This window comes from Paenibacillus taichungensis (genome assembly GCF_047302525.1).
Taxonomy (GTDB): domain Bacteria; phylum Bacillota; class Bacilli; order Paenibacillales; family Paenibacillaceae; genus Paenibacillus; species Paenibacillus taichungensis_B.
The window spans coordinates 4,151,819-4,167,295 of the sequence record NZ_CP168020.1; the positions used below are offsets into that span (position 1 = coordinate 4,151,819).

General features: G+C 46.8%; 19 protein-coding genes. 1 reads left to right on the plus strand and 18 read right to left on the minus strand.

Annotated features, from left to right (window positions below):
* Window positions 1-129: 129 nt before the first annotated feature.
* From ACDJ58_RS18445 to ACDJ58_RS18500, 12 genes are all read right to left on the minus strand, one after another.
* A complete protein-coding gene (locus ACDJ58_RS18445; RefSeq protein WP_413372309.1) occupies window positions 130-777 on the minus strand; it encodes a tetratricopeptide repeat protein in 648 nt (215 codons plus the stop codon).
* Window positions 778-870: 93 nt separating this feature from the next.
* Window positions 871-1,254 (minus strand): aspartate 1-decarboxylase, encoded by a 384-nt coding sequence (gene panD, locus ACDJ58_RS18450; protein ID WP_062327492.1) that lies wholly within the window; start codon window positions 1,252-1,254, stop codon window positions 871-873.
* Window positions 1,247-2,143: a pantoate--beta-alanine ligase gene (gene panC / locus ACDJ58_RS18455; RefSeq protein WP_413372310.1), complete on the minus strand. Its 897-nt coding sequence runs from the start codon at window positions 2,141-2,143 to the stop codon at window positions 1,247-1,249. The genes panD and panC overlap by 8 nt, the downstream gene beginning before the upstream one ends.
* Window positions 2,140-3,015: a 3-methyl-2-oxobutanoate hydroxymethyltransferase gene (gene panB / locus ACDJ58_RS18460; protein WP_413372311.1), complete on the minus strand. Its 876-nt coding sequence runs from the start codon at window positions 3,013-3,015 to the stop codon at window positions 2,140-2,142. Before panB ends, panC begins: the two co-directional genes overlap by 4 nt.
* Before the next feature lie 331 nt (window positions 3,016-3,346).
* Window positions 3,347-4,324 carry a biotin--[acetyl-CoA-carboxylase] ligase gene (locus ACDJ58_RS18465; RefSeq protein ID WP_413372312.1) on the minus strand — a complete coding sequence of 326 codons (978 nt, stop codon included), beginning with the start codon at window positions 4,322-4,324 and terminating at the stop codon, window positions 3,347-3,349.
* Complete coding sequence (locus ACDJ58_RS18470; RefSeq protein WP_413372313.1) at window positions 4,311-5,609, minus strand: CCA tRNA nucleotidyltransferase; 1,299 nt, start codon at window positions 5,607-5,609, stop codon at window positions 4,311-4,313. The genes ACDJ58_RS18465 and ACDJ58_RS18470 overlap by 14 nt, the downstream gene beginning before the upstream one ends.
* Before the next feature lie 81 nt (window positions 5,610-5,690).
* Window positions 5,691-6,851: an N-acetyl-alpha-D-glucosaminyl L-malate synthase BshA gene (gene bshA / locus ACDJ58_RS18475; protein WP_413372314.1), complete on the minus strand. Its 1,161-nt coding sequence runs from the start codon at window positions 6,849-6,851 to the stop codon at window positions 5,691-5,693.
* 96 nt (window positions 6,852-6,947) lie between these two features.
* Window positions 6,948-7,649, minus strand: coding sequence for a bacillithiol biosynthesis deacetylase BshB1 (gene bshB1 / locus ACDJ58_RS18480; RefSeq protein ID WP_413372315.1), 702 nt, complete (start codon window positions 7,647-7,649; stop codon window positions 6,948-6,950).
* The gene (gene mgsA / locus ACDJ58_RS18485) at window positions 7,646-8,086 is read right to left on the minus strand and encodes a methylglyoxal synthase (protein ID WP_024630633.1); all 441 of its coding nucleotides are present in this window, start codon (window positions 8,084-8,086) and stop codon (window positions 7,646-7,648) included. The genes bshB1 and mgsA overlap by 4 nt, the downstream gene beginning before the upstream one ends.
* A gap of 11 nt (window positions 8,087-8,097) precedes the next feature.
* Window positions 8,098-8,901, minus strand: a complete 804-nt coding sequence (gene dapB, locus ACDJ58_RS18490; RefSeq protein ID WP_413372316.1) for a 4-hydroxy-tetrahydrodipicolinate reductase — start codon at window positions 8,899-8,901, stop codon at window positions 8,098-8,100.
* An 81-nt stretch (window positions 8,902-8,982) separates the two neighbouring features.
* A complete protein-coding gene (locus ACDJ58_RS18495; RefSeq protein ID WP_413372317.1) occupies window positions 8,983-9,507 on the minus strand; it encodes a tetratricopeptide repeat protein in 525 nt (174 codons plus the stop codon).
* A gap of 52 nt (window positions 9,508-9,559) precedes the next feature.
* Window positions 9,560-9,889 carry a nucleotide pyrophosphohydrolase gene (locus tag ACDJ58_RS18500; RefSeq protein ID WP_024630636.1) on the minus strand — a complete coding sequence of 110 codons (330 nt, stop codon included), beginning with the start codon at window positions 9,887-9,889 and terminating at the stop codon, window positions 9,560-9,562.
* 173 nt (window positions 9,890-10,062) lie between these two features.
* Between ACDJ58_RS18500 and ACDJ58_RS18505 the strand changes: the two genes are divergently transcribed.
* Window positions 10,063-10,932, plus strand: a complete 870-nt coding sequence (locus ACDJ58_RS18505; RefSeq protein WP_063566789.1) for a YitT family protein — start codon at window positions 10,063-10,065, stop codon at window positions 10,930-10,932.
* 107 nt (window positions 10,933-11,039) lie between these two features.
* On the opposite strand, the gene ACDJ58_RS18510 is transcribed toward ACDJ58_RS18505, so the two are convergent.
* The 6 genes from ACDJ58_RS18510 to ACDJ58_RS18535 form a co-directional block, all read right to left on the minus strand.
* On the minus strand, window positions 11,040-11,909 hold the full coding sequence (locus tag ACDJ58_RS18510) for a sporulation protein YpjB (protein WP_413372318.1): 870 nt from the start codon (window positions 11,907-11,909) through the stop codon (window positions 11,040-11,042).
* Between the two features lie 66 nt (window positions 11,910-11,975).
* Window positions 11,976-12,602, minus strand: a complete 627-nt coding sequence (locus ACDJ58_RS18515) for a DUF1405 domain-containing protein (protein ID WP_064640765.1) — start codon at window positions 12,600-12,602, stop codon at window positions 11,976-11,978.
* A gap of 113 nt (window positions 12,603-12,715) precedes the next feature.
* On the minus strand, window positions 12,716-13,597 hold the full coding sequence (locus tag ACDJ58_RS18520; protein ID WP_413372319.1) for a c-type cytochrome: 882 nt from the start codon (window positions 13,595-13,597) through the stop codon (window positions 12,716-12,718).
* Between the two features lie 21 nt (window positions 13,598-13,618).
* Window positions 13,619-14,290 (minus strand): menaquinol-cytochrome c reductase cytochrome b subunit, encoded by a 672-nt coding sequence (gene qcrB, locus ACDJ58_RS18525; RefSeq protein ID WP_017687726.1) that lies wholly within the window; start codon window positions 14,288-14,290, stop codon window positions 13,619-13,621.
* A gap of 15 nt (window positions 14,291-14,305) precedes the next feature.
* The gene (locus ACDJ58_RS18530; protein ID WP_063566786.1) at window positions 14,306-14,848 is read right to left on the minus strand and encodes a ubiquinol-cytochrome c reductase iron-sulfur subunit; all 543 of its coding nucleotides are present in this window, start codon (window positions 14,846-14,848) and stop codon (window positions 14,306-14,308) included.
* Between the two features lie 193 nt (window positions 14,849-15,041).
* Entirely contained in the window at window positions 15,042-15,464 is a 423-nt protein-coding gene (locus tag ACDJ58_RS18535) for a DUF2487 family protein (RefSeq protein WP_413372322.1), read from the minus strand.
* Window positions 15,465-15,477 lie beyond the last annotated feature (13 nt).

The following is a 15,477-nucleotide window of genomic DNA, read 5'->3' on the forward strand; positions in this document are numbered from 1 at the left end:
CCCTTCCATTCCAGTCTATGTTACAGCATAGCAAAAAAAAGGGCGTTTGAAAATTAACTGACAAAAAAGGCGGTGTCCCCGCCGCTATGCCAGAGGAGGGAACACCGTCTTTATGCCGCCGAGTAGCCCTTAATTTAAGGCAGTCAGCTGATTTGCATATTGCAATTTTCCGCTGTTTAAACGACAGGCTTCCATGTTATACAGCGGTTCGGTCAACGTTGGGTCATACTGAAGCGCCTGTGCAAATAGTGAACATGCTCCATCAGGGTTCGCAAGCTTGGCCTCGATACAGCCCAGGACGTTACATACCAGTCCTTTCAATCTCGGCGAACCATTCAAATGCATAATCCGCTGCAAGTGTATTCCTGCTTCCTCGGTTTGTTCCAGGTTAAGATGAGCAAGAGCCAGGTAAAAACGAGTCAATGCACTTTCCGGATAGTCGGTCACAACCCTAGAAAATTGCATAATCGCCTGCGGGTACATTTGCAGTTTGAAATATCCCTGACCGCGACTGAAACACTCCAGATGCAGTTCTGGCAATGCGGTAACAGCTTCCTGTTCAGGTTCGAGGGAAGCAGGCTTATCCATATCCCTTTCCCTCACCTGGCTCATTTTTTCTTCAAACATCAGCCACTCGTCAATCATCCCGTCACTCATCCGCTTCAGCAAATTCCACTTTTGCAGCAATTCCTGTTTGCTTAGGCCTTCAGCAGAAGGGTAGCGCTTGATAATTTCATCTAACATGTCGTTCATTTCTGCGAAAACATGCTGGAACATCGATGCATCCCCACCCTTAAAAAAATGGATTAGTGCAGTGACCTGTACTCATTTTTTGTAGAATGGGTCGATTTCATTCCCCTTACCAGTCGATTACATAATCGTCGCATGAACTTCTTGCTTCATCGTTTGCACAGGTTTATTCTGTCCATCCACAAATACAACGGTAGGCTTGTGATTATTTGCCTCTTCTTGAGACATCATCGCATATGAAATGATAATGACGGTATCCCCAGGCTGTACCAGACGAGCTGCTGCTCCATTCAAACAGATAACTCCACTTCCACGTGGACCTGGAATGACATAGGTTTCCAGACGTGCACCATTGTTGTTATTCACAATTTGCACTTTTTCATTTTCCATCAGATCGGAAGTTTCCATTAGATCTTCATCAATGGTAATGCTACCCACATAGTTCAGGTTTGCTTCCGTAACGGTTGCCCGGTGAATTTTGGATTTCATTAGTGTTCTAAACATGGGACAGCACCTCCGATTTTTGCAGCCTTATATTGTCAATCAATCTTGTTTTGCCGAATTTTACTGCAAGTGCGATCAACAGATCGTCACGACCATGAACTTTTTCCTGATTTGCAAGAGGTTCCAGGCTTGGAAAAGCCTGAATTTCAGCATAATCAATCACAGCCATTGGTGAACGTTCAATGTTCTGACGCAATATACCGCGGATATCCGCTGCTGTCATCGCCGTCCCTGCATCTACAGCTTCCTGAGCCTCACGCAGTGCCTTGGACAGAACAAGAGCTTCCTGACGCTGTTCTGCGCTGAGGTACACGTTGCGCGAACTAAGCGCCAAGCCATCACTTTCACGAACGATAGGACAAGGTACAACCTCAACTGCCATGTTCAAATCGTTAACCATCTGCTGGATCACAGCTACCTGCTGTGCGTCCTTCATGCCAAAAAATGCACGTTGCGGTTGTACAATGTTAAACAGCTTCGACACGACCGTAGTCACTCCGTCAAAATGCCCTGGACGTGATGCACCGCATAAGCGATCCGTTAGACGAGAAACCGATACGGCCGTTTGTGTAGGCTGTGGATACATCTCTTCAACAGAGGGAATAAATACGATATCCACCCCATTTGCTCGTGCAGTTTCCACATCTCTGGCTTCATCCCTAGGGTAACTGTCAAAGTCTTCATTCGGACCGAATTGAATGGGATTTACAAATATGCTCAAAACCACGATATCACTCTGTTGTTTGGCCGCTTGCATCAAACTTGCATGGCCTTCATGAAGAAATCCCATCGTAGGCACGAGTCCTACAACGGACTCTCTGGACTGAATCGACTGACGTTCCAAGCTAAGTTCTTGTCTTAATTCTGCGATTGTCCGTATCACTTTCATGCGTTGGTCTCCACCTTTTCTTTACGATGTCCGTACAGTTGATCCAGAACGCCGTCAGCGGCGGTAAATACATGCTCTTCTGCCGGGAATGAGCGGTCCTTGACTTCTTTCACATAGGACTCAATGCTATTGCGAATCAGTGTACCTACGTCTCCATACGATTTGACAAAACGTTTTGGCGTGTATGGGGAAGCATACTGAACCACATCATGGAATACCAATACCTGACCATCACACCCTCTACCTGCGCCAATACCAATCGTAGGAATAGACAATTCTTCTGATATCGCTCTTGCCACTTCTTCAGTGACCAGTTCGAGTACAATGCCGAAAGCTCCGGCTGCTTCAAGCGCCTTAGCTTCGTCCATCAGCCGTTTGGCATCTGCAGCATCCTTGCCCTGAATACGATAACCGCCAATTTGATTCACGGATTGCGGTGTAAGCCCGATATGTCCAAGTACAGGTACACCGGCTTGCACAACCGCCTTTACCGTATCTGCGATTTCGAGACCGCCCTCCATCTTGACCGCATGTGCATGACCTTCCTGCATCAGGCGACGGACACCTTTAAGAGTCTCGTCCACGCTGCCATGGTACGTCATGAAGGGCATATCAGCCACGATAAACGTATTTCCCGCCCCACGTACTACAGAGCGTGTATGGTACACCATATCGTCGATCGTAACAGGCAAGGTGGAGTTATAACCCAACACCACGTTTCCCAGTGAATCACCAACCAAAATTAGATCGATACCTGCTTCCTCGGCCAATTGGGCTGTCGGATAATCGTAAGCTGTAATCATACTAAGCGGCACGCCGTCCTGCTTATATTTTTTCATTTTCACAATATTCAATGCTTGTTTGTTTGCCATTTTTGTCATGGCTCCTCTCACCTTTTCAATTTAAACGCAACAAAAAAACCTTTTAGTTTCCACTAAAAAGTCCCGAAAAGTCAAAAAAGAGTCACTTGCGATCGTCCCTTCTGTCTCGGTCCTCTTCGGCTCAGAGCAGAATCCAACAACTCACTTTACTACCATTCCTGCCTTGTCACTACAACATTTTAAAAGCAGAACAAAGCATACTATTGCCGGAGTGCAATTCGGTCTGCATTAGCCGATATCGCCTCACGAACACAGTATACCAAAGTTCTGCCCAAAGTTCACGTCTTATGTTCATTTTAACGGTGTAAATTCGACAAATTGTTTAATTCACCAATGAAACTTCACCGGAATAAACCGATACACGCTCACCGTTTTTCTTCACCACAATCAATGCCCCAGAAGGATCAATGCCTACGGCTGTACCTTCGATGATCCCCTGCGGATTAGCCACCTTAATTTCGCGATTCATGGATACGGACAAAGCTTCCCAGAGCGAAGAGATCACGCCGAAACCTTCTTTTTGATACAAAAAATACAAACGCTCCAATTCCGAGAGAATGGCCGCTGCAAGTTTTGTTCGGTCTATGGTTTGTCCGGTCTCCATCTTAAGTGAAGTTGCGATTGTTATCAGATCCTCGGGATAATCCTTGGGATCGAAGTTCACATCTACGCCTATGCCTGCGATACAGTAACGTAATTCGTGGTCTTCAACGGTTGATTCAAGCAGAATCCCGCATACCTTGCGACCATCAATCAAAAGATCATTAGGCCATTTGATTCCAGCATCAGCACCTGTATATGACCGAATGGCACGACACACGGCCACACCCGTTAATAAGGTAAGCTGTGGTGTATTTTGCAGTGCAAGCTCCGGACGCATTAGAACACTCATCCAGATGCCTCTTCCAGGTGGTGAGAACCATTTACGTCCAAAGCGGCCTCGTCCACCCGTCTGTTCTTCCGCCAAAACCACAGCCCCTTCGCCCTGCCCCTGTTCAGCCATGTGCTGTACATCACCTTGGGTGGACAATGTGGAATTCAGAATGACCGCCTTCCGACCAAATACCGTCGTTTCTAGTGCCAGCTGAAGCGCTGTGGCATCGATACTGTCCGGTTTCGTGACCAAGCGATACCCTTTGCGAGATACGGCTTCAAACTCATAACCCATGTCACGCAGTTTGTTTACGTGCTTCCACACGGCCGTTCGGCTAATGGAAAGGTTGCGACTAATCTCTTCACCAGACACAAACTCTCCTTCGGCATTCAGCAACATATGTAACAGTTCCTCATGCTTTGTCATCTGCAGCCACCCGCTTTACTTCGTTGGTCAGCATGTCATGCTGATTCGCTAAATTTCCGATCGCAGTCTCTCTTAAAAGATATTTCATCAGTTGTCCCAGCCATGGTCCACCCTTGCGCCCAAGAAGCTGCAATACGTTCTCACCCGTAATATGCAAATCTTTCAGTTCATGCACCTTCATGGATTGACTCCATCCAGCACCTTGGGATTCTATTACCACCATCTGTTCTTCGTGCAGAACCTCTTGATCTCTCCAACCTGTTGGAAGCAGTCGTTGAATGATGAGCCAGTCCTCTGTTGCCTGACGTCCACAAGACAGCACAGTTACGATCCACTCTGATCGAAGTGTCTCTTCATCCTTCTGCTCTTGTACGACAGTCTGGATCAACTGTTCGACCTGGAGAACTCCATTAATGCGGGAACGATCGTCATTAGAAAACGTCCATTTTCGAAGTAAAGCATCTGCTTCATCCCTGGTATAATGACCTGCAATCAGCATCATGGACCAGCGCAATAAAACGTTTTCCTCCTTCAATTGTTCCATATTGGACATGAGGGCTTTATTGAATCGCTCCATGGAGATTGGTGCCTTCACATGCTCCAGTGCCTGGCTTCGAAACAGCAATTCCAGGCCGCGCAGTGGATGAGGGCCTGCCATCATTTTCACCATTTCGGTACGTACTCTTTCCATGGCGATATGTTGAAGCAGATCCTTTTGCCGAACTAATCCCTTCCAGGTGTTGTAGGCAATTTTGAAATCAAATACCGAAGCAAAGCGAACACAGCGAAGCATCCGCAGCGCATCTTCACCAAAGCGTTCTCCAGCCGAACCCACACATCTGACCCGTCCATCCTGAATATCCGATTGTCCACCAAAAGGATCAACGATATTTCCGTCACGATCCATAGCGAGAGCATTCATTGTGAAGTCACGCCGCTGCAAATCTTCTTTGACATCCTGCACAAATTGAACAGCAGTGGGTCTTCGATTATCCTTATATTCAGATTCAGTTCGAAAAGTCGTAACTTCAAAGTAAAAGCCTCCTGAACGAACAGTAACCGTTCCATGTTGGAGGCCCGTAGGGATGCAATCCGCGAACAGTTCCATGACTTGCTCAGGGGAAGCGGACGTGGTGATATCCATATCATCCACGCCACGTTCCAGCAGTTCATCACGCACACAACCACCGACCCAATAAGCTTCGTACCCTTTTTCATTTAATGTTCGCAGCACCTGTTCACTTTGTCTTGCCATTTCATGATCTACCTGTGTCCATTGAACCACTTACTCTCACCCCATAACTACGTGTTGCTTGGTGTGGCTTACACAGATATATTTCCGTAATGGAACAATCCTATCTGACAATCAGCCACAAACCGGCTTCAGATTCGGAACTTCACGTCCCAGCACCCGGTAGTATATTTGTTCATATTCATGCCGAATGGCATCATTACAGAAATCATGATGGGCCCGTCTCAAACATGCCTCTCTGAAGTCTGCTGTCAAACGGTCGTCAGTCAACAAACGAATCGTGTTCTCCGCCATCGATTGCGTGTCACCGATTGGAGACAAAAATCCGGTCTTGCCGTGCAATACCAGTTCAGGAATACCCCCTGCCTGTGATCCAATAGTAGGTACACCACAAGCCATGGCTTCGAGTGCCACCAGTCCAAAGCTTTCCTTCTCCGAAGGCAGCATAAGCACATCAGCCATCGAAATGACTTGAGCAACATCATCCTGCTTACCTAGGAAATGAACCTTGTCATTCAGTCCAAGCTCATTAATCTTCCATTGAATCTTCGGCAAATCCGGTCCTTCTCCAACAAATAACAGTTTGGCAGGTACTTGCTCCTGTACCTGACGGAACACCTCTACCACATCCTGTGTTCTCTTCACAGGACGGAAGTTGGAGATATGCATCAGTATTTTTTCGTGAGGTGCTGCGAAGTCTCTACGCAGACTTGCTGAATCACGTGGATAATAGATTCTTTTATCAATAAAGTTATAGGTTAGATCGATTGGGCGCCTAATATCCAGCAAATCAACCGTTTCACGAATCAAATCCTGGGATACGGCCGTAACCGCATCACTCTCGTTGATGGCAAGTCGAATCAAATCCTTCAACGACTCATCCTGTGCCAGTACAGTAATATCTGTTCCGTGTAACGTTGTAACCACCTTTAAATCCTCACCAACCATTTGTTTGGCCAAAAAGGCACACACCGCATGTGGCACTGCATAATGTACATGTAGCAGATCCAGTTGCTGTGCTTTGGCTACTTGCGCCATTTTCGTGGCCAATGACAGGTCATACGGTGGATAACGGAAGACGTAGTAATCGTTGACCTCAACTTCATGATAAAAAATATTTTTCTGAAATTTACCCAGTCTAAACGGGATACTATTAGCAATAAAGTGAACCTGGTGACCCTGTTCGGCAAGCAATTTGCCCAGCTCCGTTGCGACAACGCCAGACCCTCCGAGGGACGGATAACAGGTAATACCAATTTTTAGCTTTTGATCCATCCGGTGGACGCTCCTTTAATCTCCCGCGTGTGCAGGTTGATGTAATGCAACGGAAATGCAATTGATAAATGATTTATACGAGCAAGTTCGATCGTTTTATGACTTGGCTGCTTGGCCAAATTGATGAACTACATAAGGTGTAATGCTAGCGAATCCTTCTGCAAAAGGAATGAGGCTCCGCTGTCCGAGCAAAGAATCCCGGGATTTCACCCGTTCAATATATCCTTGAGTCAATGGAGTGGCAACTGCGCCTTCTCCCAATTCGAACTGGGAACGATAACTAAGCAATGAATTTTCCTTCTGCTCATAGTGTTCCGTAATATCCACAATCAAATCCGTTGGTCCGATATCGTTAATGAAGTAAAAATACAATTCTTTCACCTGAACTGCGGGCATGTCCGGCTTATAGTTTCTAAGCTTGGCATTAAAGACAGCCTCCTGCACCAGCTTGCTGCACATCACATGATCCGGGTGACGATCCTCCCAATATGGCGCAAACACAATTCGAGGGGCATGACGCCGTATCTCGGCTGTCACAGCCTCGATGTGTTCAGGAGTAATATACAGCCCCCGATCAGGCAAACCGAGATTGCTTCGACACGAAAGACCGAGGACGCGGGAGGCTTGCTCCGCTTCCTCGGCTCTGCGCTCTACCGTCCCGTTGGAAGACATCTCCGCCCGGGTCAGATCACACACGCCTACTTTCAGTCCGGCTGCAGTATGTTTGGCAATCGTTCCTGCCATCCCAATCTCTGCATCATCCGCGTGTGCGCCAAATATGAGAATATCCAGACTCATTGAGCATCACCCGAATTCAATCCACCCTCAGGCTTGTATTTATGTACAAGCTCTCTCCAGCCAAAATCACCGCGATCGAGCGCTTTAACGAGAATCTCTGCAGTTGCAATATTCGTAGCAAGCGGAATCCCCTGTACATCGCACAGACGCAGCAAAGCGTTAATATCTGGTTCATGAGGCTGTGCCATCAATGGATCACGCAGAAAAATAATCAGATCCATCTCATTTTGTGCAACCAAGGCTCCGATCTGTTGATCCCCGCCCAGTGGACCGGATTCAAACCGATGGATCTGTAATGAGGTTCCTTCCATAATGCGAAGACCTGTTGTACCTGTCGAGTATAGTTGATGGTCTGTAAATACATTTTCGTAGGCTGTCACGAAGTTAACCATCTCTTCTTTTTTGCGATCATGGGCAATAAATGCAATTTTCAACATGACAATCCCCTTTAGTCGATAAAGTGATCAAATCCGTAGATAAGTCCTGTATATTCCATAACCTTCTGTACACCAATCTTAACACCAGGCATGTAACCTGCACGCTCATAGGAATCATGACGAATTTTGAGGGATTGGCCATAGTCTCCAAATACCACTTCTTGCTGGGCGAAAACCCCCGGCAACCGTACACTATGAATTCGGAATCCATTATAATATCCGCCACGCGATCCTTCGATCGTCTCTTCTTCATTCGGATTACCCTGACGAAGTTCCTCGCGGTTTGCTGCAATTAGCTCAGCTGTTTTGATTGCTGTACCTGAAGGAGCATCCAGCTTCTGATCCCCGTGATATTCGATGATCTCCACGTTCGGCATATGTTTGGCAGCCTGTGCGGCAAATCTCATCATCAGAATAGCACCGATTGAGAAGTTCGGGGCAATCAACCCTCCAATGCCTTTGTCCTGACACTGCTTGTCCAGCTGTTCAATCTGCTCCGGCGTAAAGCCGGTAACACCCATAACAGGTCTGACTCCATGACGGATCGCAATCTCTGTATGGGCGAAGGCATATTGAGGGACTGTAAAGTCCACCATAACCTGTGGTTTAGTCTCTGCAAAAGCCATCTCGATATCATCGGTCAAAAGCACCCCACATTCGGGCAGACCGACAAGTGTTCCAGCATCCGTGCCTACTCCGGAGCGGTTGACCGCTGCGGCGAGCTCCAGTTCAGGATCTTGAAGCACCAGTTTCACTACTTCACGGCCCATCCGGCCAGCCGCTCCGATTACGGCAACTCTTATTACTTCACTCATCTTGACTGCATCTCCTCACTATGTTGGTTCATTTGGTTGAATCCATTTCAAACGATTTCCATCCCGTTATGAAATGGCATCTTATTGAATGGATTTCATACGCAGCTTAATTTCCTGTAACAATAGATGCAGTTGATCATTCTGCGGGTCCAGCAACAATGCGTCACGAACGGAACGGGTTGCAAGGTCGAATTCATTCAGATCACTGTAAGCAAGAGCAAGCATGATATGCGCTTCCACATATAACGGGTCAAGTTTTACTGCCTGTTTCAGCAGATCGGCCGCCTGCACATATCGTTCATGCGTTCCGTCTCCGGCCTGCTCAAGCAACACCTTGGCCTGAAGGCTTATCTGTTTGGCTTCCAGGGTCTGTAAATGCAAAACATATTCCTCTATCCCCTGTGACAGTTCAACAGCCTTACGCGCATATTCAAGCGCTGGAGCCAAGTGTTGACTGCGGGCATGTGTAATGGAACAACGATAATAGAGCTCCGCATGTTCCGGGTGAGCATCAATGGCAGATTCGAACCAACGAATCGCCTGCTCAAAATCATTTTGCAAAATACAGCGGTAAGCATGCTGCATATACTCTTCCGGTTTCATCATCAAAGCTGTCCCTCCCCCATTGAGGTGATGGTACAGCATATGTAATCTACGCCTAATCGGTGTTTTTTGGCGTCCACCGATTTGCATCGCGTGTGTTAAATTTATGCATGACTTTGTCGTGCGCCTCTGCCAGGTCGATCCCGAGAGAGTTAGCAAAACAAATCGTGATAAATAAAATGTCCCCGAGCTCAAGCTCAATGGAATTGTCTGCTTCGGAAGATTTTTTCGGTTTTTCACCGAACTCGTGATTCACTTCCCTTGCAAGCTCTCCCACCTCTTCAGACATACGGGCGAGCATGGCCAGCGGGCTGAAGTATCCTTCTTTGAACTGGGAAATATACAGATCAACCTCACGCTGCATTTCTGCAATGCTTTTCTCCATGAGAACGGATTCTCCTTTTGAAATTATGTCGTATTTGTTCCTAATATATCAGTTATTTAGATTCACTTCCACCATCATAAACGACAAATCATTTTTAAAGAATCAATAAACAGGTATACTAAGATGGGAATGATTGCTTTCTCATTCTAATTTGTAAAATGGAGAGGGAACTTATGAGCACTTCCAAAACCTGGGTTCAATTCAAATTGATTCTCCCCATCCTATTGGGTACGGCATTATATGCCTTTGGACTTCTGTACTTCATCATCCCCAACCAGCTCATGGAAGGCGGCGTAACAGGGATTACAGTCCTGCTGAATTATGCATTCAACATCTCTCCTTCACTTACAACCTTGGTTGTTAATATTCCACTCTTTCTGGTGGGGCTCAAGATTTTGGGCGGCAGACAGATGATCTATACAGGCGTGGGTATTGGAGCGCTTACGGTGTTCCTGTGGTTATTTGAAAAAATGATTCATCTAGGCTGGATTGAACCGCTACATACCCAGAATGACCTTTTACTTGCGGCGCTTTACGCTGGAGTTACACTGGGGGCAGGCCTTGGAATCGTATTCCGCTGGGGCGGAACGACAGGCGGCTCTGACATCATTGCCCGCATTCTTAATCGAAAATATGGCTGGAGTATGGGACGTGTACTATTAGGTATCGATTTCATCATTATTGGTATCTCCCTCGTCTACATTCCCAAAGAAAAAATACTGTATACCCTTGTAGCTGTGTTTATCGCTTCTAAAGTGATCGACTTCATTCAGGAAGGAGCCTATTCGGCCCGCGCATTTATGATCATCAGTGATCATGCACCTGAGATTGCAGATTTGATTACCCGTGATATGGACCGCGGTGTAACGCTCATTCCAGCCATTGGTGCGTATTCAAAACAAGCCAAACACGTTGCTTACTGTGTCATCTCCAGGCAGGAATTCCGACGTTTGCAGACGATTGTGCGTTCGGTTGACCCTAGAGCTTTTGTTATTATTAGCGATGTGCATGATGTACATGGAGAAGGATTTAAGGAAAGTTGACCTTTTACTTGTACAAAAAGAAAAAACCTCTCTCGCCAAGAGAAGAGCCACCGGTTGGCCTTCCTTGTAGACAGAGGTCTTTATCATATCGTGATAACAGTAATGGCTTAACGCCGAAAAGGAAAAATCCCTTGTTGCTGTGCTCGATATTTACGATAACCCGCATAACTTAGCGTTGCTATGATTATGGAAGTAATGAGCAATCCGGCTGCCCTGCGATTGGGACCCTGAACAAACGGTACGAAGGCACTTTCGTCCTTTTCCCGACCAAACAACTGGTTCACCAACTCTTCACCATGGGCTACCATACTCTTCAATTGTGCTATGTCAGTCTGCTTGGCCGCAGTCAGACCCTTGGTATGAGACAACCATGCGTCCAGTTGGGCGATCTCGTAAGGTTCACGGCGGATCATCGCCGCAGGCCGGATCGTCTCGTAATGCTCCTCCAGCAAGGCGTAGCGGCTTGCTATTATCGCCGAACTTAACTGCTGATCTGCCGCGGTTGATAGCGCATCAATATCATTTTTTACGATTTTATAATACTGGAGCCATAAAGGTTTGGCCGGGTTGGCGAGACTGTCTGCCGCAAGTCGAAGTTTGGCAGAGGCCTGCTGGAGAGATGCATCATCACTTTTCACCCTGACCGCAGCTTCTTTCACTTCAACAATGGTCTCGGATAGGGCATGAATGCCTTCTACTGTCGTCTGACCCTCAAAGGATATATGCTCCAGACCTTTACTGATTCGCAAAATACTGCCTCTAACCTCTTCAATATCATTCTCCAAGGCATGTCGATACAGCAGGGCCGCTTCTTCATTTAATTGCTGAATTGAATTTTTGGCTGATACTTGCTGATCTGTCTTTCCGTTCGCACCTGTACTTTCCGCTGATACGCTGTATGACAAGTTCGTCCAGAACAGTAGAGTCATGAACGACACCACCATAAATCCAGTTTTAATCCTGAACGTTCTCTTCATGGACATCCCTCCCACCATCAATGTATGGCAGGGGAGAGTTCCTTAGAACAAGCTTACATTATGAAATCAGGTCCGTTTAGCCTGTCTCAATGCAAGCCACGCACAGAGAATGCTTACTAGCGTCAGTCCCACTGTGAAGTTGCGTACACCATCCAGATGGTCCATCAGCGATGCGGGCAGCCATGGGAAAATGTCATAGGTATAATCCATCGTATCGTTTAACAGCGTCCACAAGGCAGCGATCACCAGAGCACCCCAACGGAACCCAAAGAACCGCACATACAGCAGAGCCTCAATAGCCATGGCGCTATGCGATGCAATTAACATCCAATCCTGCCAGTTCTGTGCGCCCCCCTGCATCCAGCCTGCAAAAATGATGGAGACTGCCCAAACGCCGTATTTTACCGAAGTAACCACAGCAAGCGCCTGTATGACATGTCCAATCCGATTCAGAAGCATCGATTTCGGCTTGTACAAAATCCACAACAAGGATAGTGTAAAAAACAGACTCGCCGTCGGACTGTCCGGCACAAACACAATTTGCCATAGTGGTTGCTGTGCCAGCGTATATTCCAATTGATCCCCGTACCATATGTATCCATATACTGTTCCTAATGCGTTACACCAAAAAAGAAGCCACAGGAAATAACGGTTCGTTAGAAATTCCCGGCTCCAAAAATACGATAAAGCCACAGGCTCTGCCCCTTCCATCATATGTGTTCTACGTTCCAAAGATAGGTTTTGCGAAAAACGCCTCAAAAAAACCTGACCGCATAAACGATCAGGTTTCATTGCTTAGTTCGATTTTACTGTTCTGCCTTCTGTTTCGCAAGCCATTCCGCCAAGTGATTGATGTCATCATCTGTCAGCCCTTGGGCAATGGCGTTGTCATACTGAGCAGGCATACTGTTATAACCTTCTTTGATAATCGTCAGGATTTCTTCCTGGCTGTGTTTGTCACCCACACCCCGAAGCGAAGGCCCTCCTGCTCCCTTCATATCTGCCGCATGACATCCGATACATCCGGCCTTTTTGAAGGTATCCATTGCAGGGTCATCCTTCTCAACGATCGCCACTTCTTCTTTTTGACCTGGCGCATTCGACGTAGGAAGACCCTGCGCGTGTTTCTCACGCGCTTCTTCCTCACGCTGAATATGTTCCGGCTTCTGGCCACTTGCTTCCAACTCATGCGCGTAGTGTGTCCATGCAACATTGGTCAGGTAGAAAACGGCCATCACCGATAGAATCATAAGTGATGATGCAATCGGACGTTTGTAGAAACGCCGCTCCTTGCCTGTATCCAGAAAAGGGGCCAGTAACAAAGCGCCGAAAGCAACTCCGCTGACTCCAAGTACCCCGAGCAGGACATAATCACCTGAGGCATATGGGTATTTCAAATACTGATACAGAAAAAGGAAGTACCAGTCTGGCATCGGGATAACCGATGCACTTGGATTGGCCGGATAGCCCAATGGTGCAGGTTCCGAAATCGTTAATACCAGAATACCAACCAGTACAACAACACCAACCATCCATTCCTTCAGCAAGAAGTTAGGAATAAAAGCCTCTGATTTGCCGGGATACGCCGTGTAATCCGGTGGAGTGATAAACCCCGCTCCTTTACGGACGCGTGAGTCCCCGACGAAGATAATCTTTTCCTGGTCATCTGACTTGTGTCCGTGAGCCATGTCGATTCCTCCCTTCTCAGATTATAGTGGTCCCGAAATGCCCTGTCTGCGGATCATAATAAAGTGACCGACCAGAAGCACCAGAAGCACAGCCGGAAGGAAGAAGACGTGCAGGGCAAAGAACCGTGTTAACGTCTGCGCACCTACAATAGTTCCGCCTTGCAGGAATTCCTTAATGATCGGCCCCAGCCAAGGAACCGTATTCGCAATCTCCAGAGTAACCTTGGTTGCAAAGTATGCTTTGTTATCCCATGGCAACAGGTACCCGGTAAGCCCGAGACCCAGCATGACAAAAAAGATCAGCATGCCGACAACCCAGTTCATCTCACGTGGTGCTTTGTAAGAGCCGGTAAAGAATACACGCATCGTATGTAAGAACATCATAACGATAACCAAACTGGCTCCCCAATGGTGCATCCCGCGTACAATTTGGCCGAAGGCTACTTTGGTCTGCAAATACTCGACACTGGCGTAAGCATTAATAATATCAGGCACATAATACATGGTCAGGAACATCCCTGACAAAATTTGAATAACAGTGATAAAGAACGTCAATCCACCAAAACAGTACACGAATGCGGAAAAGTGATGAGCCGGGTTTACGTGCTCTGGAACTTCATGATCCGCAACGTCCCTCCAGATTGGCGTGATATCGAGACGCTCGTCAATCCAGTCATAGACATTTTTAAACATCTGCGTTCACGCCTCCTATTTGACTCGGGTGTTCGGAACAATGTCGCCCAGATAAACCCAACCCTGATCTTCCTTAACCACATACTCATCCAGCGGCTTCGGGGCTACGGCAAGATTCTTGCCTTCTTTGGTATAATGCGCACCATGGCACGGACAATGATATTCGTCGGGATACTGCTTATCACTGTTCCAACCTACGGTACATCCCAAATGTTTACAAATGGGTGAAAGCGCATAGATTTTGCCCTGTTCATCTTTCCTGATCCAGGCGATTAACGAAGCATTGCTCAAATACCAACCGTCTTGCTGTTTCACTTCAAACGTAAATTCTTGAGGTTCATTCGTAATTTTGCTGATTTCCGCTACTTTGACAGAGGTGCCTTCTCCCTTGTGCTGCAAAATCGGGTCCACCGCAAAACGGACCATGGGGAGTATTGCACCGGCGGCCATGTAGGCTGTAGCTCCACCAAGCGTGTACGTCAAAAACTGCCTGCGTGACATTTCCATGCGGCTTGGCAATTTCATCGAAGCTTCGTGCTGGTCATGCTCACTGCTCATACTGTCTCCAACCCCCTTTTTCAGCCAACTCTCTCAATCGTTTTCATTATCAGAAATTCCACGACTTACTAGAACATACATAATCATATAGTAGCCCTAGAACACCGTCAAGAATTTGTCACACATTTTTAAGGTTCATTTGTAAGCGTTATTAAAAAAGTGTTGGTAAATTGTCACATTTGTCACAGGTAGGTCATCTTTTCCATAACTCTCGGATTTTTTCCCCGACAAAACGCGAAATCCCTTCTTCTCCAACCTCTTGAATTAAAATAGAACGACTTAATACCAAATCTGCAGAAGTAATTTGGGTCTGTTCCAACACACCATCAGATGACATTATAACCACATATTTGAAACCGGAAGATTTGAGTTGTTCGGATAAGGTATTTAATGCCATTGACATATCCGGACATGCATAATGGAATGCAGGGTAAGTCATGATACGTCCTTTAAAAGGAATCTCCACCAGATCCAAAAAATCTCTAAGCCGCTCCAACGCCTCAGTTGCTTCAACCGGGGACTGCTTGCCCGTTAGGGCTGTATATGGAATAAGGCATGTATCCAGATAGAGTTGCAGTTCCGCCCAGCTGTCTTGAGTCATCTCACTGAATTTCAATTCCCTAATTCCC